Here is a 21,513-nt window from a genome sequence, read left to right on the forward strand (position 1 = left end):
TGCAACAACGCCTAGAAGATCACCGGCGGCGCATCCAGGACGGTCTCGTCCACCCGGCGGTCCACCCATTGGCTGAACGGAATATCGAGTTCGTACTTGCCCAGATCGGTGCGCAGGAGGGTCCGCACCGCGGCATTGTCCGGATTGTTGAGCGATTCGAAATACTCCACCGACCAGTGGAACCAGCGCATGCAGAACAGGCGCATGGTGAGCCCGTGGGTCACCAGCAGGGTGTTGGGGGCGTAGTCCGGTTTGGACCAGTGCCGGTACAGCGTTTCCATAAAGGATGAGATCCGGTCGTAGACGTCGGAGCCGGATTCGCCCTCCCGGAACCGGTAGAAGAAATGGCCGTAGGCGTTGCGGAGTTCCTTCTGGTCCTCGATGTCGCCGGTGATCTGGAAATTGGCCCAGTCCTGCTCACGGAGGCGCGGCTCTTCGATCACCCGCTCCGTGAGATTGCCGAGGTTGAGTGCCTCCAGGGTCTGGTGCGCCCGCAGGTACGGCGACACATAAACACAGACCTGGCGGCCGTCCAGCTCGCGGCGGATCCGTTCCCCGGCCGCCGTGGCCTGCGCCAGGCCCCGGGGAGTCAACGGAATCCGGTAGTCCGGGACCCTGTTGTAGATGGACGTATCGACATTGGCCGCGGACTGGCCGTGCCGGATCATGAAGATTTTCCCTGGCGCGCTCATAAGCCCCAAGCATAGGTGCCGCCGCATGGACGCTCTCTCACTTTTGGTGGGTTTTTGGCGGACGCTCTCTCACTTTTGGTGGGTTTTTGGCGGACGCTCTCCCACTTTGGTCAGCCCCGGCGAGCTGGCCACCCCCCAATCAGCGAAGAACCAGAAACTACAGGCAAGATGGAACCATGTTGGTTCCCTCCCGCCGTCGGCTGCGGATTGAAGTCTGGATTGTGCTGGGCCTTTCCCTGGGGCAGTCCGCCGTCTATTCGGTGGTGCAGCTGCTGGACAAGATGACGCGTGCACCGCTGGCCGAAGGCACGTCCACGCTGAACCGGTCACAGAGCCCCCGCGAATACTTCGACCTCACCTACCAGCTGCTGGACATCATTTTCGCCCTCGTGCCCGTGCTGCTGGTCATCTACTTCCTCACGGACCAGCGGCAATCCGGCGCCGGAGTGAGCCCCCAAAGCGGGTCGGCCTTCCGGAAGCTGGGGTTCAACTTCGCCCGGCCGGGCCGTGACCTGCTGCAGGGCTTTGGCCTCGCGGCGCTGATCGGGATCCCGTCGCTGGGCCTCTACGCCGCGGGACGTGCCCTGGGGATCACCACCACCATCATCCCCAGCGCACTCGACTCGTACTGGTGGACAGTTCCCGTCCTGATCCTGTCCGCGCTGCGGCACGCCGTTGTGGAGGAGGTCATTGTGGTGGGCTACCTCCTGGACCGGTTCGGCAAGTTCGGCTGGAGCATGCCCCTGGCCATCTTCACCAGCTCGATGCTCCGCGGCAGCTACCACCTGTACCAGGGCTTCGGGCCGTTCATCGGCAACGCCGTGATGGGTGTGGTCTTCGCCTGGCTCTACACGAAAACCAAGCGGATTATGCCGCTGGTCATCGCGCATGCGCTGCTGGACATCGCTGCCTTTGTTGGCTTCAGCCTCTTTGGCCGGGCTGTGGGCCTGGGGTAAGACGGCCGTGGTTCCTGTGCCGCACACGTGAACTGAACCGGGTCCGGCCCTAAAAGGATTCGGCCGCCATCGGTGGGTGGCATCATTGGCACCCGCTGATGGCGGCCGAAGCTATTGAAGGTGCAATCAGATGGTGACTGCTCCGGTAGCGGTTTCGAAGGTTACGGACAGGATGCCCGGGGTTCCATGCGGAGCCACCCAGTCAACGGCCACATCCTCCAGCGGCTTCTCGACGGGTTCGCCTAGCCATTCCGTCACGCGTTCGGCGGAACCGGCTATGGTCAGGCAGCTCATCTTGACGTTGCTCTCATAGGCGTTGGACGGGTGCAGGGCGGGGTCGCCCTCCCACTTGAGCATGTACGGGACCTGTGGGTCCGCGATCAGGCCCAGGATGCCGATCTGCTTCCAGACCAGCTCGCGGCCGTCCGGGAACTTGCGGTTGCCGTTGACGGCGGCACGGCCCAGGCGGTCTTCGAACGGAGCGAGGTCGTCCACTTCGACGCACCAGCCCATCCAGCCGCCGCCGGCTTCGGACCGGGCCCGGACAGCCTGCCCGAAGGGAGCCTTGTCCGATGCCGGGTGGTTCAGGACCTCCACGACTTCCAGGTATTTATGGCCCGCGAGGGGAATAATCATGTTCCGGGTTCCAAACCGGGGGTGCACGCCACCCTTCACGGCTTCAACGCCGAGGGCGGACGAAATTCGTTCGGTGGTGGCAACGAGGCCATCTTGTTCACAGGCGTAAGAGACGTGATCCATGCGCATGCCATCATCTTGGCACTTTGTGATCCGGCTCTCAGCTAAGGGTAGCCTTACCGGAATCCTGATGCGTCACGAGTGGACATTTCCGGGCGGCCAAGGGCGCGGCGGACCCTGGCAAGGACGCGGCCGGCCAGCCGCCGTAGGGCTCCCGCGAAGTCATAACCAGTCACACGCTTAGCAATAGACCGGGGCTGTTCGTACACTCGAAGCAGGTCATGAGTGCCAGCGACAGCCCCGGCTTGCTGGCCGGCAACCCTCTTTTGCGGTGGGGTGCCCCGGGTGAGGACCTGGCCTGCCGGTCAATTGACGGCGGGCAAGCGCATAGAAAAGGTCCTTCCATGACGATTACGATTTCCCGTACTGCAGCACCCGGAAACGGGGTGGTCCGGTACGCCAGCATCGGCGGACTCGAGCTCGAAGCCGGCGGCTACCTCCCGGAAGTCACCCTCGGCTATGAAACGTGGGGAACCCTCAACGCGGACGGCTCCAACGCCGTCCTGATTGAGCACGCCCTGACCGGAAGCACACACGTGACCCGCGGCGACAGTGACGAGCCCGGCTGGTGGGAACAGCTGGCCGGGCCGGGTGCGCCGGTGGACACGGACCGGTTCTTTGTGGTCTCCATCAACATCGTGGGCGGCTGCTACGGCTCCACCGGGCCGTCCTCGGATGCCCCGGACGGCAAGCCCTGGGGGTCCCGCTTTCCGTTGGTAACGCTGCGGGACACCACCGCGGCCGAGGCCAGGCTGGCTGACCAGCTGGGAATCCCGAGCTGGTACGCCGTGCTGGGCGGTTCCATGGGCGGCGCGCGGGCCCTGGAATGGGCGGTCACCTACCCGGAACGGGTTCAGCGGTGCGCCGTCATCTCGATCGGTGCCGCCAGCACGGCCGAACAGATCGCGTTCGCCCAGGCGCAGACGCTCGCCATCCGCCAGGACAGCAATTTCAACGACGGCGACTACTACGGCGGTCCGCTGCCGGAGGATGGACTGGCCCTGGCGCGGCGCATCGCGCACATCACCTACCGCTCCGCCGAGGAATTCCATGGCCGCTTCGGACGGTCGGCCCAGCACCCGGAGTCGCCGTTCCAGGCGGCAGCGCTGGGGGAGCGGGGCCGCTACCAGGTGGAAAGCTACCTGGACCACCAAGGCAGAAAGCTCGTGCGGCGCTTTGATGCCAACAGCTACATCGCCATCACCGACGCCCTGATGAGCCACGACGTCTGCCGCGGGCGCGGCTCGCTGAACGAGGCCTTGGGCCGTGCCACCGCCAGGTTCTTCGTGGCTGCCGTGGACAGCGACCGGCTGTACTTCCCGTCCCAGTCCCGTGAGCTGGCTGACGCGCTCCCGGGCGACGTGGACGTGCACGTTATTGAGGCCCCGATCGGCCACGACGGCTTCCTGACTGAGATCGGCCAGCTCGGCGTCCAACTCCGAGACACGTTCCTCATCTAAGCGCCAGGGGACACCCGAGCCCCTGCTCTAAACGCGAAAGGACACTTGAGGCCCTGGAATCAAGGCCTCAAGTGTTCGTTCGCGCTGTCTAAGGAATCAGCCGTTCATGATGTCGGAGCGGCGCTTCATGTAGTCCTCCATGGCCAGCTCGCCGTTGCTGTACTGCTGGTCGAGTTCGGCCAGCTTCCGGGCACGGTATCCCTGCGGGCCCGACGGCGGCAGGGGAATGCCGGGGGCGGCAGGCTGCTGCGGTGCTTCCGCGCGCTGCTCCGGCACCGGCTGGCCGTTGGGTTGCGGCTGGCCGTACGGCGGGAACTGCTGATCCGCAGAAGGAATCGGCTGCATGGGCGGCAACGGCTGGCTCGGCGGCAGGGGCTGCGGGCTCATGATCTGCCGGAAGCCGCCACTCATGTAGTCCTGCTGCGTGTAGCCGTCACGGGGCTGTTTGTTCTGAGCCCCGGGGTACTGATCGCTGCCGGGGTACTGCCCGCCGCCTGGAAACTGCTCGGGGTAGCGCCCGGAAAAGCTCTGCTCCTGGTTCCGTTTGTTCACGGATTTCCGGTACATCCGCATCGCCATCGGTATTACGAACGCCAGAATGATGATCCAGAAAAACAAGCTGTTCACGGTGTAGCGCCTCTCATATGTGTCCTTCCAGCTTAACCCCGGAGCCCACACGCGCGGCCGGGATCCCCAGGAAGGCCCCGTACCGGTCCACGGCGTCCTGCACCGCCGCATCCAGTACCGGGTCCGCGGCAGCGGACAGCCGGATATCCAGCTCACAGCGGCCGGAGAACATGGTGTGCCGCCAGCAGCCGGCCATCCGCCCGTCCAGCAGCACCACGTGCATCGGATCCCCGTCGACCGGGAATGCCGGAGCGCTGCCGCCCAGATAGTGCCGGGTTGCTGAATAGCCCATCACGTATTCGTCGTAGCACTGGATCAGGTCGATCCGCGGTCCGGCCGCCGGTGTGGCATTGCCGCCATCCGCCCCGCCTTCCGTGCCGGCGTCGAAGTAATGCTCGACGCCGTCAATCACCGACGTTGCGAGCGTTTCGGGAGCTGCCGCCATGGACTGTTGAAGGCCGAGGCGCACGTCGGCCATGGTGAGCCCGGACCAATCGGCGCAGTCCTTGACCGTGGCCGGACCGCGGCTGGTGAAGTAGCGCCGGACAAGCTCGCTGAGCGCTTCGGCCCGGGTGGGCGGCATGGCCGGGCCGGCAGGTACACGCTCGTCAAAAAGGGCGTAGGTCTGCTTCAGGGCCCCGCCCCGACTGCGCACCGGCGACCCGCTGGTCAGGATCCCGCTGATCTCGGCATGCATGATCAGGTAGGCCAGCCCGAAGCCGGTGGCCGCGAACCCTTCGTCCTGCAGCCGTGCGGCCAGCTGTTCACGGGTCAGGTGTGACCCGCCCCGGACGGCTTCGGCCAGGACCTGTCCGCTCCGGTCAGCGGCGGCATCAATCCCGGCCTGCCGGTACATGCCCGCGTTGCCCTGGTGAAGCCGCGGCGCGGACAAGGCGGTCAGCCAGCGAAGATCCTCGCGGTGCACAAAATGCCAGGTGGGCCGCAGGATATGGGTGCGCAGGATGCGCCCGTCGGACACCGCCTCCTCCACCTCCGCGGCGGTGGCCACCGCAGCCTCGGCAGCAACACGATGAGACGGAGCCTCGGAGGCAGCTCCAAGACTGCCGGTCCTTTGCGCCAGGCTCCAACGGGCGTAGGGAAACTCCTGCGCCTGGACCGCCAGCAGGTGCCGGACGGCGTCCTCCGGGGCGTTCACGCCGGGCCCGCGCAGCCGTTGGGCGTGAAGCCGGCGCCGCACCACCTCGTCCGGATCCATGCCTGTCCGGGGGAGCTGTCCCTGGGTCACGCCGGGCCGCCGCTAGCGCCGGGCGTCGGTGGTGCCCAGCGGCCCCTCGCCGGAACCCAACGGAACGCCCGGGCCGAACACGGGTCCCGGCGTCGGGCGTTTTGCGGTGATTCCGTCGCCGGAAGAGCGGTGGCGCAGCCGCCGCACCACCCACGGGACAAAGTACTCGCGGGCCCACACCAGGTCCTCGGAGCGGGCTGCCCGCCACGTGCGGGCGGGCAGGGGCTTGGGCCGGAGCGGCTCAAGCGTGTGGTCCACGTTCAGCGATTCCAGCACCATGGCGGCGATGGTGTGGTGTCCCAGCGGCGAAAAATGCAGGCGGTCCTCGTCCCACATCTGCGGATCGTTCAGCTGCTTGAGCGACCACATGTCGGCGATGATGGCGTCATGGCGGGCGGCCACTGTGCGGAGGTTCTCGTTGTAGATGGCCACCTTGCTGCGGATCCGTCCCAGGACCGAGGAACCGGTATCCGGACCGTTGAACAGCACCACCGTGGCGCCGCCCATGGCCAGGATCTGGACCACTGAATCAAGTTTTTCGGCGAGGGCGTCGGGGTCGCCGCCGGGCCTGATGAGATCGTTGCCGCCGGCGGAAAGAGTTATCAGGTCCGGCTTAAGCGCCAGGCACGGAGCGAGCTGCTGGTCCACGATCTGCTGCAGCAGCCGGCCGCGGACCGCCAGGTTGGCATAGGCGAAGTCGGCCTGGCCCCTGCCCAGTTCCTCGGCCACCCGGTCCGCCCAGCCGCGGAAGCCGCCGGGGCTTGTGGGGTCCGGGTCGCCGATGCCCTCGGTGAACGAATCTCCCATCGCCACATAGCGGCTCCAGGGGTGGGCTTCCGTGACCCTGGGCGGGCTCTGCATGGCTTTTGCTTCATTCACGGTCCTATCCTGCCTCCTTGCTCACAAGCTACGCCACCGTAGGTAGTTACCGCCGGGTAACTGTAAGAATGGAAACCATGACTGACGCCCAAGTATTTCCTGCCCCCGTTGTTCTGTGGTCCCGGCCGCTGGACCAGCGCTCCGGAAAGCCTCTGCTGGTGCTGCTCCACGGCTACGGCGCCAACGAACAGGACCTGCTTAGCCTGGCGGATATGCTTCCTGAAGACTTTGTTGTTGCCTCGCTCCGGGCGCCATTGGCCACGGGCCCCGGGTTTATGTGGTTCCCCCTGACGGCCTCCATCGAGTACACGCTCGACGCCGTCAAGGCTGGAGCCCGTTACGTGCAGGACTGGATCGACACCGTCAAAGCCGACCACCCGACGGTGACGCTGCTCGGCTTCTCCATGGGAATGGCGATGGCCACCACGCTGCTCCGGCAGCGCCCCGCTGACTACGCCGCCGTCGTCGGGCTTTCCGGTTTTGTGGTCAACGCGGACGGGGACCCCACGTTCAAGGATGGCGAACTGGACGGCACAGTGCCGCTCTTCTGGGGCCGGGACCAGCAGGACCCCGTGATCACCCCCGACAAAATCGACTACACCATGGGCTGGGTGCGTGGGCACGTCAAGCTCACCAAGGTGCTCTACACGGGCATGTGGCACGGCATCAACCAGCAGGAAATCGGGCACGTCTCCGAGTTCCTGACGCACGAGGTGCTGAACAAATAAGCGTACGACGGCGGCCGGCGGCACAGTGCCGCCGGCGGCTTACGCTGTGCTTACCGACTGGGGCTGAGCCAGGCCTGCTAAATCAGGCTTCGGGGGCCACAACCTGCACGGTCTGCCCGTTGACGGTGACGGTGTCGCCGTTGTGCAGCTGGCGTCCGCGGCGGTCGTCGATCTCGCCGTTGACCTTGACGAGTCCGTTCTTGATCAGCTCAGCGGCTTCCACACCGTCCTCCACCAGGCTGGCGAGCTTCAGGAGCTGGCCAAGACGGATCATGCTGTCGCGGATGGGGATCTCTTGAATGTCCTGGTTGCTCATACAAGCAATAATGCCTGACGTAAGGTGAAGCCAATGACCCACACCCCACGGCTGCCGCGCTTCGCGGGGCTCCCGCTGGCCGTCGGCGCCGGACTGGCCATTCCCGTCCAGGGCCGGATCAACGGGGCCCTCGGCGTCCGGCTCAACGACGGAATCGCCGCGGCCGTGGTGGGTTTCAGCACCGGCCTGGTGGTGGGCCCATGGGCTGCGTCTTCATCGGTCTGGGCACACTGCTGGCGCTGGCCGCCATCATCCTGGCCACACTGCCGTGGCCGCGGGGCGCCTTCCGGAGGTAGCGCCCGGTAGGCTAGGACACGCAGTTCTCTGCATCTTGTTCCTTCGCCCGCCCCGCCCGCACCCAGCGGTGATGCACCCACGTGCAGCGGGGCCAGATACCCGCGGACCGCACCCAGCGGCCCTGTAGAAATTGGAGTCCACCATGGCAGCAAAATCCGTACTCGACCAGGTCATTTCCCTTTCCAAGCGAAGGGGCTTTGTGTTCCAGGCCGGTGAAATCTACGGAGGCTCGCGCTCTGCCTGGGACTACGGACCCCTCGGCGCTGAGCTGAAGGAAAACATCAAGCGCCAGTGGTGGCAGTCCATGGTCCGCGGCCGCGAGGACGTGGTGGGCCTGGATTCCTCCGTCATCCTGCCCCGCCAGGTATGGGAGGCTTCCGGCCACGTTGATGTCTTCTCGGACCCGCTCGTGGAGTGCCTCTCCTGCCACAAGCGCTACCGTGCAGACCACCTCGAGGAAGAGTACGAGGAAAAGAAGGGCCGCCCCGCCGAGAACGGCCTGAAGGACATTGCCTGCGTCAACTGCGGCACGCGCGGCGAATGGACCGAACCCCAGGAGTTCTCCGGCCTGCTCAAGACCTTCCTCGGCCCGGTGGCCAGCGACGAAGGCATGCACTACCTGCGCCCCGAAACGGCCCAGGGCATATTCGTGAACTTCAGCAACGTCCTGACCACCTCCCGCAAGAAGCCGCCCTTCGGCATCGGCCAGATCGGCAAGTCCTTCCGCAACGAGATCACACCGGGCAACTTCATCTTCCGCACCCGTGAGTTCGAGCAGATGGAAATGGAGTTCTTCGTCGAGCCCGGCACGGACGAAGAGTGGCACCAGTACTGGATGAAAGAGCGCATGTCCTGGTACACCGGCCTGGGCATCCGGGAAGAGAACCTGCGCTTCTTCGAGCACCCGCTGGACAAGCTCAGCCACTACTCCAAGGGCACCACGGACATCGAATACCGCTTCGGCTTCCAGGGCTCCGAATGGGGCGAGCTCGAAGGCATCGCCAACCGTACCGACTTCGACCTCTCCACGCACTCCAAGGCCTCCGGCCAGGACCTGAGCTACTTCAACCAGGCCACCAACGAGCGCTACACCCCGTATGTGATCGAGCCGGCCGCTGGCCTGACCCGTTCCTTCATGGCGTTCCTGGTGGATGCGTACACCGAGGACGAGGCACCCAACGCCAAGGGCGGCGTCGACGTCCGTACCGTCCTGCGCCTTGACCCGCGCCTGGCCCCCGTCAAGGCTGCGGTGCTGCCGCTGAGCCGCAACGAGGACCTCTCGCCGAAGGCCAAGGACCTGGGCGCGCAGCTGCGCAAGAACTGGAACATCGACTTCGACGACGCCGGCGCGATCGGCCGCCGCTACCGCCGCCAGGACGAGATCGGCACCCCGTTCTGCATCACCGTGGACTTCGACACCCTCGAGGACCAGGCCGTGACCATCCGCGAACGCGACACGATGAGCCAGGAACGCGTCTCGCTGGACAAGGTGGAAGGCTACCTGGCCGCCCGCCTGATCGGCGCCTGAACATGGCCATCGAATACCGCGAATGGCTTGAAGGCGATGACCTGACGCTGCTGGAAGTCTGGGGCGGCCCGGAGACCGAACAGGCCCGCCAGTTCCGCGGCGCCCTGGCCGTCTCCTCGGCCGGCACGGACGGCACCCCCTGGCGGCGCTGCATCGTGGCCGAGGACGTCATTGACGGCGTCGGTATTCCGGTGGCGGCGGGTGTGGTTTACGAGGCCTCGCTGCACCCGGAGCGGCTGTGGACCTACATCGAGGTGGCGCGCGATCACCGCCGCGCCGGCATCGGTGCCACGCTCCTGACCATGCTGCGCCGCGAAGCCGAGCAGGCGCCGTCGGGCGTTACCCGGCTGCGCGCGAAGGTGCAGCCGGGCACTCCGGGCGCCGCGTTCGCCGAAGCGTTCGGGCTCGCGCCCATCCAGCGTTCCCGGCTGGTGGTGGTGGAGCCGGGCGCCCTGAAGCTGCCAGTGTTCCCAGCAAAGAACGACGGCGGCGGGCTGGCCAACGACGAAAACGCCGGCTCCGACGTCGTGATGGACCTCGCCACCGGCTCGGTTGAGCTGACCGACGTCGTGGGGCGGTATTACACGTCCATCCACGGCTGGGATTCGCCGGGCGTGCTGTCGGTGGGGCAGGTGCAGAAGCTGTTCCTGGATGACCTCACCGGCGCCCACGGTGCGCTGGTGCTGCGCGCCGAGCCGGGATCCGCTTTTGGCGCCGGGGTTTCCCCCAGCAAGAAGGGCCGGATCCGCGCCTTTGCGGTGAGCTATGCGGAGGCAGCCCAGGACCCGGCCGCGGATGCGTCGGCGCAGGGCGCGAAGGCCACGGATGTGTTTGTCGGCCACGAGCCCGCGCTTGAGGCAGACGACGCCGCAGCCGCCGTCCGTGACCTGCTTTCGCTCCTCGCGTACCAGCACCCGGTCATGCTGGAACTGGACGATTCGATGACAGCGCTGCGCGCCGCCGTCGAGCCCTTGCTGGAAACCGGCAAAGCGCGCCAGGCCGGCGGCGAAACGCTGGTCGTCTCGGACTGACCCCACCATCCCTAGTTGGGGGAGGTCACCGGCGTTTGGGCGGCCACGGGATGAAGCCGCTCGTGGCCTCGACATATTCCCGGTAACCGGGCCGTCCGGACATCGCCTTTTCCGTCAGGGGCTTCCCGGTCTTCCCGGCCAGCGTCCACACCATCAATGCCGGGGACAGGATGGTCAGGATGCCCGGCCAGGAGTCTGCGCTAATGAGGAAGAGGCCCGTCCAGATGGCCGCATCGCCGAAATAGTTGGGATGCCGGGTGTACCGCCACAAACCGGTATCCAGCACCGTGCCGCGGCGGGCCGGGTCCTTTTTGAACCGGGCCAGCTGCCAGTCGCCTACGGTCTCGAACACAAACCCGGTCATCCACAGCAGGACGCCGAGCACGGCCACCCACCCCACAGGCCCGGTGGCGAACATCCCCACCTGCAGCGTCAGGGACACAAAAAACATGACGAGGCCCTGCGGCAGGTACACGCGGCGGAGCGCATAGGCGTTCCTGGATCCGGGCGCCGGGTCCAGCAGGGCCTTGTAGCGCGGGTCTTCATGTCCGTCGCGCGCCCGCCAGCCGATATGGACTCCGAGCCGCAACCCCCAGACGGCCGTCAGCAGAAGCAACAGGAACCTGCGGGTGTCATCGCCCGATCCGGCCGACAGGAACCAGGACACCACGGCCACCGCAACGAAGCCGGGGCCCCACGCGATGTCCATCACCGAGTGCCGGCCCTGCCGGACGGCCACGCCAAACGTCAGCGCCAGGACCGCCAGGACTGCCAGTGCTGTCCAGGGCAACGACGCGGCGAACGCCGGCCAGGGAAAAGAGCTCACAGGGCCACCTCACCGGCGGACCCGGGCACCAGCTCAGCCAGCTTCCTCGAGGCCTGGTGCGTGAATCCGGTGCGTCCGGCGAAAGCCTTCATCACAAAACCGGTGGCCAACGTGTGCCACAGCCGGCCGCGGCGCACCATAAAATGCCCGGAACCGCGCAGCGAAACATACTGCATGGAGGCTGCTGTCCCGGTGGCTCGGCGCGCAAACGCCAAGGACTGGGACGGGCTGGTCATATGGTCGCCCGTGCCGTGGACAATCAGGACCTTGCGTCCGGCGAGCGGGGTGGCGGGTGTCTCCGGGCTGAGCCACGGGGCAAGCGCCACCACGGCGTCTACCTGAGGATGGTCCGCGGCGGTCACGGCGGTGAGGCCGCCCATGGAATGCCCCACCAGATACACGGGAACCCCAGGGTGCTGCGCACTGATTTGCTGGAGGGCCCAGCGGGCATCCTGCAGTGCGGACCTGTCCGGCCCGTTCCAGCCACGCACGCTGTTTCGCAGGGACCACACTGCCAGCCCGTGGTCCTTCCCGGCACGGTGCAGGTGTCGGGCGAACGTGACCATGCGCAGCGGGCTCAGGTGGCGGGCCTCCACGGGCTCAAAGCTGTGTGCCTTGCCCCCGTGCAGGACCAGTGCCACGCCCCGCGTTGTCCCGGGGGCCGCCAGCACAGTAAGTGCCGCCTCCCGCCTCGCAGCAGGCTCGTTGGTGTGGAATTCAGTCCTGCGGTCCGTCACGCGTGGTTCCTCCCGGTTCCTGCCATTTACCAACCCTAAGGCGCCGGACGTAGAGTTCAAGGTATGAGGTTCAACTGCTGATGGGCTCCGGTCACACCCACGTTTCAACAGATCATTCGGAGCCGACGGCCCAGGCGATTGCTGCCCGCCGGAAGGCAAACCGCATCCTGGCCGCGGTGCTGGTGCCGCTGACGCTTCTGACCCTGGCGGGCATGGCCATGCTGTGGCCGTCCGGGTCCAAGGACGGCATCTCCCTCGCCAACCCCTATTCGGCGGCGCCCGGCGTCACGTTCGATACGGGCAAGATCCAGAGCGTGGTGGAAGAAAGCTGCATGCAGGGCTCCACCGCCCCCGGCCAATCCTCGGACACCAGCGGCCAGCCCGCCCCCGCCGGCTCCGACTGTATGTTTGCCTTCACGGAACCGGACCAGGGCGGCAGCCCCGTCAAAGTGGTGATCAGCCCGGACGTGGCACAATCCCATGGCGTGAAGCCGGGTGACCAGATCAGGTACCTCAACCTTTCCAATGCCCAGGGCGCCGCCGCGTCGCAGGGCTCCCCGGCCTACATTTTCGTTGACTTCGTCCGGACCCTGCCCATCGTGATCCTGGCGCTCCTTTATGCCTTGGTGGTCATCGCGGTGGCTCGCTGGCGGGGACTCCGGGCACTCCTGGGGCTGGTGGGCGCGTATTTCGTCCTGGCCAGCTTTATGCTGCCCGGACTGGTGGAGGGGAAACCTCCCCTGCTCCTGGCGCTGGTGGGATCAACGGTGATCATGATCGGGGTCCTGTATTTTGCCCACGGCTTCTCCGCGCGGACATCCACGGCGCTGCTGGGCACCATGTTCGGTCTGGGCATCACGGCGCTGCTCGCGGCCTGGGCCACCGACGCCGCCAACCTCGCCGGAGTGGGCAGCCATGACGCCACCACCCTGATCAACACCTCGGCCAACATCTCCATTTCCGGCGTGATCCTGTGCGGCCTCATCATCTCCGGCCTGGGTGTCCTCAACGACGTCACCATCACGCAGTCGTCCGCCGTCTGGGAACTCTACGAGCTGGCCCCCGGCACCAGCGCCCGCAAGCTCTTCACCTCCGCCATGCGGATCGGCCGGGACCACATCGCCTCCACGGTCTACACCATCGCGTTCGCCTACGCCGGCGCAGCCCTGCCCATCCTGATCATTGTGATGCTGTACGACCGGCCGCTGGGGGACACCCTGACCAGCGCCGAACTGTCCGAAGAAGTCATCCGCACGCTCGTCGGCTCCATAGGCCTGGTCCTCGCCATTCCCGTGACCACCCTGATCGCCGTGCTGGTGGTCAAGGCCACCGGCGTCCGGGCGGCCGGACAGTCCGCCGTCGGCGTCCCGGACGGAGACCGCCGCCCCGACGGCACCTCGGGCGCCGCCGCCATCAACGCGGACGACGTCGACGATACCGGTGCGCTCGCGGCGGCCGCCTTCGAGAGGCGGTCACGGCAGTCCACGGACGATTCCGCCGATCCCGCCATCACCGGGAGGGGACGCCGGGCAGACCGCGGCTGAACCGCAGCTGAATGAAGCCAGGGCGACCCAAATGGGCCCGGCTCGCCGATTTGCCCGCCTTTGCGACAATGGACAAGTGACTGTTACCGCAACGCCTCCCGCCCCCAAGCTGGAACTCCCGCCCCTGAAGCTGGGCCCCATCACGGTGGACACCCCCGTGATCCTGGCTCCTATGGCGGGCATCACCAACTCCGCTTTTCGTCGTTTGTGCCGTGAATACGGCGGCGGCCTGTACGTGGCGGAGATGGTCACCTCGCGCGCCCTCGTTGAACGCACACCCGAATCACTGCGCATCATCTCGCACGACGACGACGAAAAAGTCCGCTCCGTCCAGCTGTACGGGGTGGACCCCGTTACGGTGGGCCAGGCAGTGCGCATGCTTGTCGAAGAGGACCGTGCGGACCACATCGACCTGAACTTCGGCTGCCCCGTTCCCAAGGTGACCCGACGTGGCGGCGGATCCGCCCTGCCCTGGAAAACCGACCTCTTCACGTCGATTGTCCAGACCGCGGTCAAGGAAGCGTCCAAGGGCAATGTCCCGCTCACCATCAAGATGCGCAAGGGCATCGACGATGACCACCTGACCTACCTCGACGCCGGCCGGATCGCCCGCGATGCCGGGGTCGCCGCCGTCGCGCTTCACGGCCGCACCGCGGCGCAGTTCTACTCCGGCCAGGCCGACTGGACCGCGATCGCCCGCCTGCGCGAGGCGCTGCCGGACGTTCCAGTCCTGGGCAACGGCGATATCTGGTCCGCGGAGGATGCCATCCGGATGGTCCGCGAGACCGGTGTCGACGGCGTAGTGGTGGGCCGCGGCTGCCAGGGCCGCCCGTGGCTGTTCGGCGACCTGATGGCGGCCTTCGAGGGAAGCGACGCGCGGCACAAGCCGGCCCTGCGCCAGGTCGCGGAAGGCGTGTACCGCCATGCTGAGCTGATGGTCGAGACCTTCGGCAACGACGAAGGCAAGGCGCTCCGCGAGATCCGCAAGCACATGGCGTGGTATTTCAAGGGCTACGTGGTGGGCGGCGAACTGCGAACCAAGCTGGCGCTCGTGACCAGCCTGGAAATCCTCCGCGAGACCCTGGACCAGCTGGACCTTGATTCCCCGTACCCCGGCGTTGACGCCGAGGGCCCGCGCGGCCGCGCAGGCTCGCCCAAAAAGCCGGCCCTGCCCAAGGACTGGCTGGAATCCCGTGCCCTGAACGCCGCGCAGTCCCAGGACATCTCCGCCGCGGAACTGGATGTTTCCGGTGGCTGAAACGCGCACCACGGCACAGGCCTTGCCGGGCTACGAGGCCCACGATTCCGCCCGCTGGGTGGAGGAACCGCCCAAAAACAACTACCGCTCCGACTTTGAGCGGGACCGCGCCCGGGTGCTGCACTCTTCCGCCCTGCGCCGCCTCGGCGCGAAAACGCAGGTAGTTGCCCCGGACACCGACGACTTTGTCCGCACCCGCCTGACCCACAGCCTTGAGGTTGCCCAGGTGGGACGGGAACTGGGCCGCGCCCTGGGCTGCGACCCGGACGTGGTCGACACCGCCTGCCTGAGCCATGACCTGGGGCACCCGCCGTTCGGGCACAACGGCGAGTCCGCCCTGAATGAAGTGGCCCATGCCATCGGCGGCTTCGAAGGCAACGCCCAGACCCTCCGGCTCCTCACCCGGTTGGAGCCCAAGGTCCTGGCCACCGACGGGCGCCCGGCCGGCCTGAACCTCACGAGGGCCAGCCTGGACGCGGCAGCGAAATACCCGTGGTCCGCGCTGAACGCACCGGTGATCCACGGCCAGCGCACCAGCAAGTTCGGTGCCTACGAGGACGATCTGCCCATCTTCAACTGGATCCGGGAGGGTGCGCCGGAACGCCGCTCGTGCCTGGAGGCGCAGGTTATGGACCTGGCCGACGACATTTCCTATTCCGTGCACGACGTCGAGGACGCGATCGTGGCCGGGCACTTCCAGCTGCGCTGGATGGACAACCCGGACCACCGGGCCCGCGTGGTGGGCTACGCCAAGCAGTGGTACCTCCCGCACAACGACCCCGCCGCGATCGATGCCGCCCTGGCCCGGTTGGAAGCCACCGACGTGTGGGTCCGCGAGGCCGATGGCAGCCGCAAGTCCATGGCCGCCCTGAAGGACATGACCAGCCAGCTGATCGGCCGGTTCTGCCAGAGCGCCCTGGAGGCCACGCGTGCCGTCTACGGCCCGGAAAACCTCACCCGGTACAGCGCTGAGCTGATGGTCCCGGACGAGACGGTCATGGAGATCGCGGTGATGAAGGGCCTGGCCACCACGTTTGTGATGACCACCGAACACCGCCAGCCCATCTACGAGCGCCAGCGCGAGGTGCTGCACGCCCTCGTCACCGCCCTGAATGCCACGGGGGACCGCCACCTGGAGCCGATGTTCGCGGCCGACTGGCGGGACGCGCCCGACGACGGCGCACGGCTCAGGGTGGTCATCGACCAGGTGGCGTCGCTGACAGACGGCTCGGCCCTGGCAATGTACGAACGGCTCGTGGGGAGCCTTCCCTCGCTGTGGTGACAGACACCATAGGGCGGCCTTCACTGTCAGGCCCCGGGACTAGGATGGCTCTGTGGCTGGCCTGATCAAACGTGAAGACATAGACGAAGTACGCCAGCGCACGGACATCAAGGAAGTGGTTGACGGCTACGTCACGCTCAAGGGTGCCGGGCTGGGAACCTACAAGGGCCTGTGCCCCTTCCACGACGAGCGGTCGCCGTCGTTCACCGTGCGCCCCCAGGTGGGCAGGTACCACTGCTTCGGCTGCGGCGAAGACGGGGACGTCATCGCCTTTGTGCAGAAGCAGGACCACACCTCGTTCCATGAGGCCGTGGAAAAGCTGGCTGCACGCATCGGGTACGAACTGCGCTACGAAGACGGCGGCACCGGCCCCAACCGGGAGGAAGTGGGCAAGCGCCAGCGCCTCCTGGACGCCCACAAAATCGCCGATGAGTTCTTCCGCGCCCAGCTGCTGACGCCCGGCGCCGCCGAAGGCCGGAACTTCCTGTTCGGCCGTGGCTTTGACCGCGCCGCCTCGGAGCAGTTCGGCGTGGGCTACGCGCCGCAGGGCTGGGACGCGCTCCTGAAGCACCTGCGCGGCCGTGGCTTCACGGACCAGGAGCTCAAGCTGACGGGGATGTTCTCCGAGGGTAACCGGGGTATCTACGACCGGTTCCGCGGCAGGCTCATCTGGCCCATCCGCGACATCGCAGGCGACACCATCGGCTTCGGCGCCCGCAAGCTGTATGAGGACGACCAGGGCCCCAAATACCTCAACACCCCCGAAACCACCCTCTACAAAAAGTCCCAGGTGCTTTACGGGATCGACCTCGCCAAGCGCAGCATCGCCAAAGACCGGCAGCTCGTGGTGGTGGAGGGATACACGGACGTGATGGCCTGCCACCTGGCGGGAATCCCGACGGCGGTGGCCACCTGCGGCACAGCATTCGGCACCGAGCACATCAAGATCGCCCGCCGGCTGCTGTCCGACGACGGCACCGGGGGAGAGGTCATCTTCACCTTCGACGGTGACGCCGCCGGACAGAAGGCGGCACTGCGCGCCTTCGAGGAAGACCAGCGCTTCACCGCCCAGACGTACGTGGCGGTGGAGCCCACCGGTGCCGACCCCTGCGACCTGCGCCAAAGCAGGGGCGATGCTGCCGTGCGGGACCTGATCGCCACCCGCCGGCCCCTGTTCGAGTTTGCCATCAAGGCCACGCTCAGGCGCCACAACCTGGACACCGTGGAGGGCCGGGTGGCCGCGCTGCGGGAATCCGCTCCGGTGGTGGCCCAGATCCGCGACGCAGCCATCAGGCCCGAGTATGCCCGGGAGCTGGCCGGGTGGCTCGGCATCTCGGTTGAAGACGTCAGCCGGGCTGTGGGCGTCGCCATGAAGCGTGCCGCCCCGGGCGGGCCGGCTGCACCCGGGACGCCCGCCGGCGCCCCGGGTCAGATGCCGTCCGCCGCGGCGGGTTCCGCCCAAGCGGGCGGACCCGGCGTGGCTGCCGGGCCGACGTCGGGCGCTGTCCCTTCCTACCAGCGGCCCGACCCCCGCGACCCCGTGGCCTCCATGGAGCGGCAGGCGCTGGAAGTGGCGCTGCAGGAGTCCGCCCTTCTGGGCGGCGGCATCTGGGAGCGCTTCGCGGCCGCACGGTTCGTCACGCCGGCGTTCCAGGCCGTGCACGACGCCATGCGCGCCTCGGGTCCCGGACTTATCGGTGAGCCCCTGCGCTGGGTGGAGCAGGTGATGCACGAAGTCCCGGAACCCCTCCGGCCGCTGGTGTCCGAGCTTGCTGTGGTGCCGCTTCCCGCGAGCACCGCTGAAGCCGTCCAGAAGTACTGCAAGGACATTCTGTCCCGGCTGTTCGAGCTCCAGATCACGCGGGTCAAGGCGGACAAGATGGGCCAGCTGCAACGGCTGGATCCGGCAGCGAACCCGGAGGATTTCCAGCGGCTCAACAGGGAACTGATGATGCTCGAAATGGAGCGCCGGGCACTGCGCTCGGACGCCTGAAACGCGCCGATTTCACTCCTGATTTCGCTTCCAGCCGGTGTCTTTGCTAGGCTGGTACCCGCTTCATTCCTCCTTAGCTCAATTGGCAGAGCATTCGACTGTTAATCGAAGGGTTGCTGGTTCAAGTCCAGCAGGAGGAGCGCACAATCCCCGTTCCGGGTCTCCGGAACGGGGATTTTTTTATACCCGGGGAGGGTATTTCGTGGTGCACCGCCGCCGATTTCACATTCCCGGGAAACCTTTGCTAATGTCATACCTGCTTCATTCCTCCTTAGCTCAATTGGCAGAGCATTCGACTGTTAATCGAAGGGTTGCTGGTTCAAGTCCAGCAGGAGGAGCAAACAAACAAAAGATCCCCGGCCTCTCTGTGAGGGCGGGGATTTTTTGCATTCACACAAAGTCCATTTCCACCTGCAGGAAGCGCTCAGCCTCGGCAATGGCCGCGCGGAAGGCGTCCTGCTCGGTGGGGTACTTGCGGGGCTCGCGCGGATGCCATTCATGGGGTGCTGAGTACACGCGGACGAAGCCGGAGGCCGGTGGTGCGTAGAAGATCCCGAAGCGCTGCACGGGCCACTCAGGCGAGGTCTCCGGGGCCACCAGGAGGGCGGCGTTGAAGGCGGCGTTGAACCACTGCGCGATGGGCCGCCGCCGGTCGTCCGTGAAGAGTCCGGCGGCATAGAGGGCTGCGGACTGCTGGCCGGTTTGGGCGCACAGCCGGTCCCACCACATGGGCAATATGCCTGAGTCGCAACGTTGCCATGTGGCCGAGGGCGGCGAGTGGAACTGCCAGCTGGGCACGGATTTATTTTATCGTGGGAAAGCTCCCGGGCGGCAGGGGTGGGCCCTCCCCGGTGGACCGGGATTGGGCGCCACGTCCCAACAGCTAGGGACGGTTCCAGGGGCCCGGGTTCACCCGGTACAGCAGGGCAGCACCTGCCAGCGCGCCGAGGATGATGCCGATGGCGCCACTGCCGAACACGCGCCCCAGGAAGTAACCGGCGACGGCGCCCAGCACCGCCCCGAGGAACAGTCCCCGGGGGTTGCGGTGCGGTTTGCGTTTTATGGGTTTCATCATTGGGTCGACGGGGTTCAGTGGATCGACGGCACGGTGCGGGGCCTGACGACCAGCCAGAGGCCCGCTATCGCCACCAGTATGCACGCGGCCTGCACGGCGCCCATGGGCGTGGAGCTGGTGATGCCCAGCCACCCCGCCACCGGTGAAACCAGGCCGGCCATCAGGAAGGTCGCGGCACCGAGGAGGGACGCGGCCGTCCCGGCCTGTGCGCCGTGGCTGCTCAGGGCCAACACCTGCACGCAGGGGAATGTAAAGCCTGCGCCCATGATGTAGAACCAGAGCGGAACCATCACGCCCCAGAGCCCCAGGCCGGCCTGGTCAAAGACCACGATCAGCAGGGCCATAAGGAACATCCAGGCCGTGGAACAAGCAAGGATCCATTGCGGCGGGACAGTACGGATGAGCCTGGAGCTGGTCTGGACGCCGGCCACAATGCCCAGGGAATTGATGCCGAACAGCAGGCCGTATTCCTGCGGCGAGAACCCGAAAATGTCCTGGAACAGGAACGGCGACGCGGACAGGTAGGTGAAGAGGCCAGCGAAGTTCATGCCGCCCACCACCAACAGGCCCACGAAGATCCGGTCCGTAAAAAGCACTTTGTAGCGCTGGCCGGCGGTCATTCCGGTCAGGCCGCGCTTCTCCGGTGGCAGTGTTTCGCGGACCAAAACGAGCGCCGCGATGATCACCAGGGTGCCGTAGCCGGCCAGGAACACGAAGATTCCCGGCCAGGGCATCACCAGGAGCAGCTGCGATCCGATCACCGGGGCCAGGATCGGTGCCAGCCCGTTCACCAGGGCCATGCGCGAGAACATCCGGACCATCGCATAGCCGGAGAACAGGTCCCGCACCATTGCCATCGCCACCACGCCGCCGCCCGCAGCACCCACGCCCATGAGGACGCGGAAGAGGCCCAGCGTGGAGATATCGGTGGACAGGGCTGCTCCCACGGAGGAGGCGATGTGCAGGGCGGTGGCCAGGATCAGCGGGAGTCGCCGGCCGAACTTATCGCTGAAGGGGCCCACCACCAGCTGGCCGAGGGCAAAGCCCACGGTGGTGCCGGCCAGGGTCAGCTGGACCTGGGCCTCGGTGACCCCAAGGCTCGCTTCCAGTGCCGGAAACGCAGGCAGGTACAGGTCGATCGTGAACGGACCCAACGCGGTGAGGGCGCCGAGGAGCAGGATGTACAACAGTTTCCGGCGGCGGGTCAGCGAATCGCCCGGATTCGAGGGAGTGGTCACGGAGATCAATCCTAGGCCCGGAAGTTCCATCTTTCCGGGGTTGCAGGCGCGCCGTGCGGCCAACCCGGAAGTTTGCCCTGAACCTGAATGATAGTTTTGGGGGCGGGACCGTGCTGCCGCGGGCTCCCACAGCACACGGATGCCGAACCGACCAGGCAGCACACTACGCAACAAGTTAGGCGGGAACCGATGAGCGGACGTCACACCGGGCGCACCAGCCAGGGATTGCGGATCACCGCGCTGCCCAGGACGCTGAAACTTCTTTTCCGTCTGGCCCCTCGCCAACTCAACGATGAAATCGCCTTCGCCAAGATCGAGCTCAAGCGCAAGGGCATCCAGGTAGGTGTCGCCGCCGCTTTCTTCGCTGTTGCGCTTGTTTTTGTGGCTTTCCTGGTGGTTGGCCTGATCGTGGCCGCCATTATGGGCCTGGCCACCATCATGCCGGCGTGGCTTGCCGCGCTGCTCGTCTGCGCCCTGTTTCTGGTCATTGCCCTCATCGGCGGCCTGATCGGCGTCCGCAAATTCAAGCAGGCCATGCCTCTGGTCCCGGCCGAGACCATCCGCGGCATCAAACACGATCTCGGCATCGTCAAGGAAGGCTCGGACTTCAACGCCGCGCTGCTCGATCCGGCCAGCCCTGAGGCCAAGGCCGCCAAGGCTGCCAAGGACGAGGCTGCCGCGAAGGCCAAGGCCGAGAAGGAAGCCAAGGCCGAGGCGCACAAAAAAGAGTTCCCGCACGCGTCCGAGCCCGAGCTTCACCGCCGCCTGGAACAGCGCCGGCGCCACCTGACCCAGGTCCGCGACGAACTGGATACCGAGCTCGACATCAAGCCGCAGGCCATGTTCCTGCTGGGCACTGCCAAGGAAAAACTGGGGGAGGGCAAGGCTGCCGTTGAACGTGGCGCTGCCACGGCCAGCCAAAAGTACGCTGACTTCTCCGGATCCACGGACGGCGCCGGCCTCCGCTGGAAGCCCCTTGCCGCACTTGCAGCCTCCGCAACGATCCTTGTGGTGCTCCTCCGCAGGCTGCTGCGGAACCCCTAA

21 protein-coding genes, 2 tRNA genes, 1 pseudogene and 1 riboswitch are annotated in these 21,513 nt (G+C 66.5%); of the genes and pseudogenes, 13 read left to right on the forward strand and 11 right to left on the reverse strand.

The annotated features are described in order from the left end of the window. Window positions 1–11: 11 nt before the first annotated feature. Window positions 12–692, reverse strand: coding sequence for a histidine phosphatase family protein (locus ASG77_RS18335; RefSeq protein ID WP_056348207.1), 681 nt, complete (start codon window positions 690–692; stop codon window positions 12–14). 176 nt (window positions 693–868) lie between these two features. On the opposite strand from ASG77_RS18335, the gene ASG77_RS18340 reads away from it, so the two are divergent. Beyond that, on the forward strand, window positions 869–1,648 hold the full coding sequence (locus tag ASG77_RS18340) for a CPBP family intramembrane glutamic endopeptidase (protein WP_056348209.1): 780 nt from the start codon (window positions 869–871) through the stop codon (window positions 1,646–1,648). A gap of 126 nt (window positions 1,649–1,774) precedes the next feature. Here ASG77_RS18340 and ASG77_RS18345 read toward each other — a convergent pair whose 3' ends face one another. After that, window positions 1,775–2,413, reverse strand: coding sequence for a VOC family protein (locus ASG77_RS18345; protein ID WP_056348211.1), 639 nt, complete (start codon window positions 2,411–2,413; stop codon window positions 1,775–1,777). A 208-nt stretch (window positions 2,414–2,621) separates the two neighbouring features. Further along, a riboswitch (SAM riboswitch) is annotated at window positions 2,622–2,736 on the forward strand. Between the two features lie 12 nt (window positions 2,737–2,748). On the opposite strand from ASG77_RS18345, the gene metX reads away from it, so the two are divergent. Next, window positions 2,749–3,864 (forward strand): homoserine O-acetyltransferase MetX, encoded by a 1,116-nt coding sequence (gene metX, locus ASG77_RS18350; protein WP_200950800.1) that lies wholly within the window; start codon window positions 2,749–2,751, stop codon window positions 3,862–3,864. Window positions 3,865–3,960: 96 nt separating this feature from the next. Here the strand turns inward: metX and ASG77_RS18355 are convergent, their stop codons facing one another. From ASG77_RS18355 to ASG77_RS18365, 3 genes are read right to left on the reverse strand one after another with little or no spacing between them, the layout of a single operon-like run. Continuing rightward, the gene (locus ASG77_RS18355; RefSeq protein ID WP_056348214.1) at window positions 3,961–4,491 is read right to left on the reverse strand and encodes a hypothetical protein; all 531 of its coding nucleotides are present in this window, start codon (window positions 4,489–4,491) and stop codon (window positions 3,961–3,963) included. A 13-nt stretch (window positions 4,492–4,504) separates the two neighbouring features. Beyond that, entirely contained in the window at window positions 4,505–5,737 is a 1,233-nt protein-coding gene (locus ASG77_RS18360; protein ID WP_327019629.1) for a winged helix DNA-binding domain-containing protein, read from the reverse strand. A gap of 12 nt (window positions 5,738–5,749) precedes the next feature. After that, window positions 5,750–6,598: an SGNH/GDSL hydrolase family protein gene (locus tag ASG77_RS18365; protein ID WP_156380380.1), complete on the reverse strand. Its 849-nt coding sequence runs from the start codon at window positions 6,596–6,598 to the stop codon at window positions 5,750–5,752. A gap of 95 nt (window positions 6,599–6,693) precedes the next feature. On the opposite strand from ASG77_RS18365, the gene ASG77_RS18370 reads away from it, so the two are divergent. Next, entirely contained in the window at window positions 6,694–7,344 is a 651-nt protein-coding gene (locus tag ASG77_RS18370; RefSeq protein WP_056348223.1) for an alpha/beta hydrolase, read from the forward strand. An 82-nt stretch (window positions 7,345–7,426) separates the two neighbouring features. Here ASG77_RS18370 and ASG77_RS18375 read toward each other — a convergent pair whose 3' ends face one another. Next, window positions 7,427–7,660 carry an RNA-binding S4 domain-containing protein gene (locus tag ASG77_RS18375; protein WP_056348226.1) on the reverse strand — a complete coding sequence of 78 codons (234 nt, stop codon included), beginning with the start codon at window positions 7,658–7,660 and terminating at the stop codon, window positions 7,427–7,429. A 33-nt stretch (window positions 7,661–7,693) separates the two neighbouring features. Here ASG77_RS18375 and ASG77_RS21530 point away from each other — a divergent pair. The 3 genes and pseudogenes from ASG77_RS21530 to ASG77_RS18385 form a co-directional block, all read left to right on the forward strand. Then, window positions 7,694–7,855, forward strand: a pseudogene (locus tag ASG77_RS21530) (DMT family transporter); the annotation flags it as partial. Between the two features lie 244 nt (window positions 7,856–8,099). Then, window positions 8,100–9,485: a glycine--tRNA ligase gene (locus tag ASG77_RS18380; protein WP_056348229.1), complete on the forward strand. Its 1,386-nt coding sequence runs from the start codon at window positions 8,100–8,102 to the stop codon at window positions 9,483–9,485. A gap of 2 nt (window positions 9,486–9,487) precedes the next feature. Further along, window positions 9,488–10,516, forward strand: a complete 1,029-nt coding sequence (locus ASG77_RS18385) for a GNAT family N-acetyltransferase (RefSeq protein ID WP_056348232.1) — start codon at window positions 9,488–9,490, stop codon at window positions 10,514–10,516. Between the two features lie 25 nt (window positions 10,517–10,541). Here the strand turns inward: ASG77_RS18385 and ASG77_RS18390 are convergent, their stop codons facing one another. Together ASG77_RS18390 and ASG77_RS18395 are read right to left on the reverse strand one after the other, a co-directional pair. Then, window positions 10,542–11,342, reverse strand: coding sequence for a DUF1295 domain-containing protein (locus tag ASG77_RS18390; RefSeq protein WP_056348235.1), 801 nt, complete (start codon window positions 11,340–11,342; stop codon window positions 10,542–10,544). Next, window positions 11,339–12,079 (reverse strand): alpha/beta hydrolase, encoded by a 741-nt coding sequence (locus ASG77_RS18395; protein ID WP_056348238.1) that lies wholly within the window; start codon window positions 12,077–12,079, stop codon window positions 11,339–11,341. Before ASG77_RS18395 ends, ASG77_RS18390 begins: the two co-directional genes overlap by 4 nt. 80 nt (window positions 12,080–12,159) lie before the next feature. Here ASG77_RS18395 and ASG77_RS18400 point away from each other — a divergent pair, with 80 nt between their 5' ends. The 6 genes from ASG77_RS18400 to ASG77_RS18425 all read left to right on the forward strand — a co-directional run bounded on the left by ASG77_RS18400 (window position 12,160) and on the right by ASG77_RS18425 (window position 18,494). After that, entirely contained in the window at window positions 12,160–13,623 is a 1,464-nt protein-coding gene (locus ASG77_RS18400) for a YibE/F family protein (RefSeq protein ID WP_082576147.1), read from the forward strand. A gap of 76 nt (window positions 13,624–13,699) precedes the next feature. Continuing rightward, window positions 13,700–14,881: a tRNA dihydrouridine synthase DusB gene (gene dusB / locus ASG77_RS18405; RefSeq protein ID WP_056348245.1), complete on the forward strand. Its 1,182-nt coding sequence runs from the start codon at window positions 13,700–13,702 to the stop codon at window positions 14,879–14,881. After that, window positions 14,865–16,163 carry a deoxyguanosinetriphosphate triphosphohydrolase gene (locus ASG77_RS18410; RefSeq protein ID WP_056348248.1) on the forward strand — a complete coding sequence of 433 codons (1,299 nt, stop codon included), beginning with the start codon at window positions 14,865–14,867 and terminating at the stop codon, window positions 16,161–16,163. Before dusB ends, ASG77_RS18410 begins: the two co-directional genes overlap by 17 nt. 52 nt (window positions 16,164–16,215) lie before the next feature. Continuing rightward, window positions 16,216–18,156, forward strand: a complete 1,941-nt coding sequence (gene dnaG, locus ASG77_RS18415) for a DNA primase (protein ID WP_056348251.1) — start codon at window positions 16,216–16,218, stop codon at window positions 18,154–18,156. 67 nt (window positions 18,157–18,223) lie between these two features. Further along, window positions 18,224–18,296: transfer RNA gene (locus ASG77_RS18420), tRNA-Asn, on the forward strand. 125 nt (window positions 18,297–18,421) lie between these two features. Beyond that, window positions 18,422–18,494 (forward strand) — tRNA-Asn (locus ASG77_RS18425). A gap of 52 nt (window positions 18,495–18,546) precedes the next feature. Here ASG77_RS18425 and ASG77_RS18430 read toward each other — a convergent pair. From ASG77_RS18430 to ASG77_RS18440, 3 genes are all read right to left on the reverse strand, one after another. Continuing rightward, window positions 18,547–18,954 carry a hypothetical protein gene (locus tag ASG77_RS18430; RefSeq protein WP_056348253.1) on the reverse strand — a complete coding sequence of 136 codons (408 nt, stop codon included), beginning with the start codon at window positions 18,952–18,954 and terminating at the stop codon, window positions 18,547–18,549. Window positions 18,955–19,039: 85 nt separating this feature from the next. Then, the gene (locus tag ASG77_RS18435; RefSeq protein ID WP_056348256.1) at window positions 19,040–19,231 is read right to left on the reverse strand and encodes a hypothetical protein; all 192 of its coding nucleotides are present in this window, start codon (window positions 19,229–19,231) and stop codon (window positions 19,040–19,042) included. Window positions 19,232–19,245: 14 nt separating this feature from the next. After that, on the reverse strand, window positions 19,246–20,469 hold the full coding sequence (locus ASG77_RS18440; RefSeq protein WP_210412416.1) for a multidrug effflux MFS transporter: 1,224 nt from the start codon (window positions 20,467–20,469) through the stop codon (window positions 19,246–19,248). A gap of 189 nt (window positions 20,470–20,658) precedes the next feature. Between ASG77_RS18440 and ASG77_RS18445 the strand changes: the two genes are divergently transcribed. Next, window positions 20,659–21,513 (forward strand): phage holin family protein, encoded by an 855-nt coding sequence (locus ASG77_RS18445; RefSeq protein ID WP_056348258.1) that lies wholly within the window; start codon window positions 20,659–20,661, stop codon window positions 21,511–21,513.

Origin of the sequence: Arthrobacter sp. Soil762 (genome assembly GCF_001428335.1) — a bacterium.
In the GTDB taxonomy this organism is placed as follows: Bacteria; Actinomycetota; Actinomycetes; order Actinomycetales; family Micrococcaceae; genus Arthrobacter.

Bases quoted from the DNA above. Each gene is read 5' to 3' on its own strand.
- ASG77_RS18335 (WP_056348207.1), bottom strand. From the start codon at position 692: ATGAGCGCGCCAGGGAAAATCTTCATGATCCGGCACGGCCAGTCCGCG.
- ASG77_RS18340 (WP_056348209.1), top strand. From the start codon at position 869: ATGTTGGTTCCCTCCCGCCGTCGGCTGCGGATTGAAGTCTGGATTGTG.
- ASG77_RS18345 (WP_056348211.1), bottom strand. From the start codon at position 2,413: ATGCGCATGGATCACGTCTCTTACGCCTGTGAACAAGATGGCCTCGTT.
- metX (WP_200950800.1), top strand. From the start codon at position 2,749: ATGACGATTACGATTTCCCGTACTGCAGCACCCGGAAACGGGGTGGTC.
- ASG77_RS18365 (WP_156380380.1), bottom strand. From the start codon at position 6,598: ATGCAGAGCCCGCCCAGGGTCACGGAAGCCCACCCCTGGAGCCGCTAT.
- ASG77_RS18370 (WP_056348223.1), top strand. From the start codon at position 6,694: ATGACTGACGCCCAAGTATTTCCTGCCCCCGTTGTTCTGTGGTCCCGG.
- ASG77_RS18375 (WP_056348226.1), bottom strand. From the start codon at position 7,660: ATGAGCAACCAGGACATTCAAGAGATCCCCATCCGCGACAGCATGATC.
- ASG77_RS18380 (WP_056348229.1), top strand. From the start codon at position 8,100: ATGGCAGCAAAATCCGTACTCGACCAGGTCATTTCCCTTTCCAAGCGA.
- ASG77_RS18385 (WP_056348232.1), top strand. From the start codon at position 9,488: ATGGCCATCGAATACCGCGAATGGCTTGAAGGCGATGACCTGACGCTG.
- ASG77_RS18400 (WP_082576147.1), top strand. From the start codon at position 12,160: ATGGGCTCCGGTCACACCCACGTTTCAACAGATCATTCGGAGCCGACG.
- ASG77_RS18410 (WP_056348248.1), top strand. From the start codon at position 14,865: ATGTTTCCGGTGGCTGAAACGCGCACCACGGCACAGGCCTTGCCGGGC.
- ASG77_RS18435 (WP_056348256.1), bottom strand. From the start codon at position 19,231: ATGATGAAACCCATAAAACGCAAACCGCACCGCAACCCCCGGGGACTG.
- ASG77_RS18445 (WP_056348258.1), top strand. From the start codon at position 20,659: ATGAGCGGACGTCACACCGGGCGCACCAGCCAGGGATTGCGGATCACC.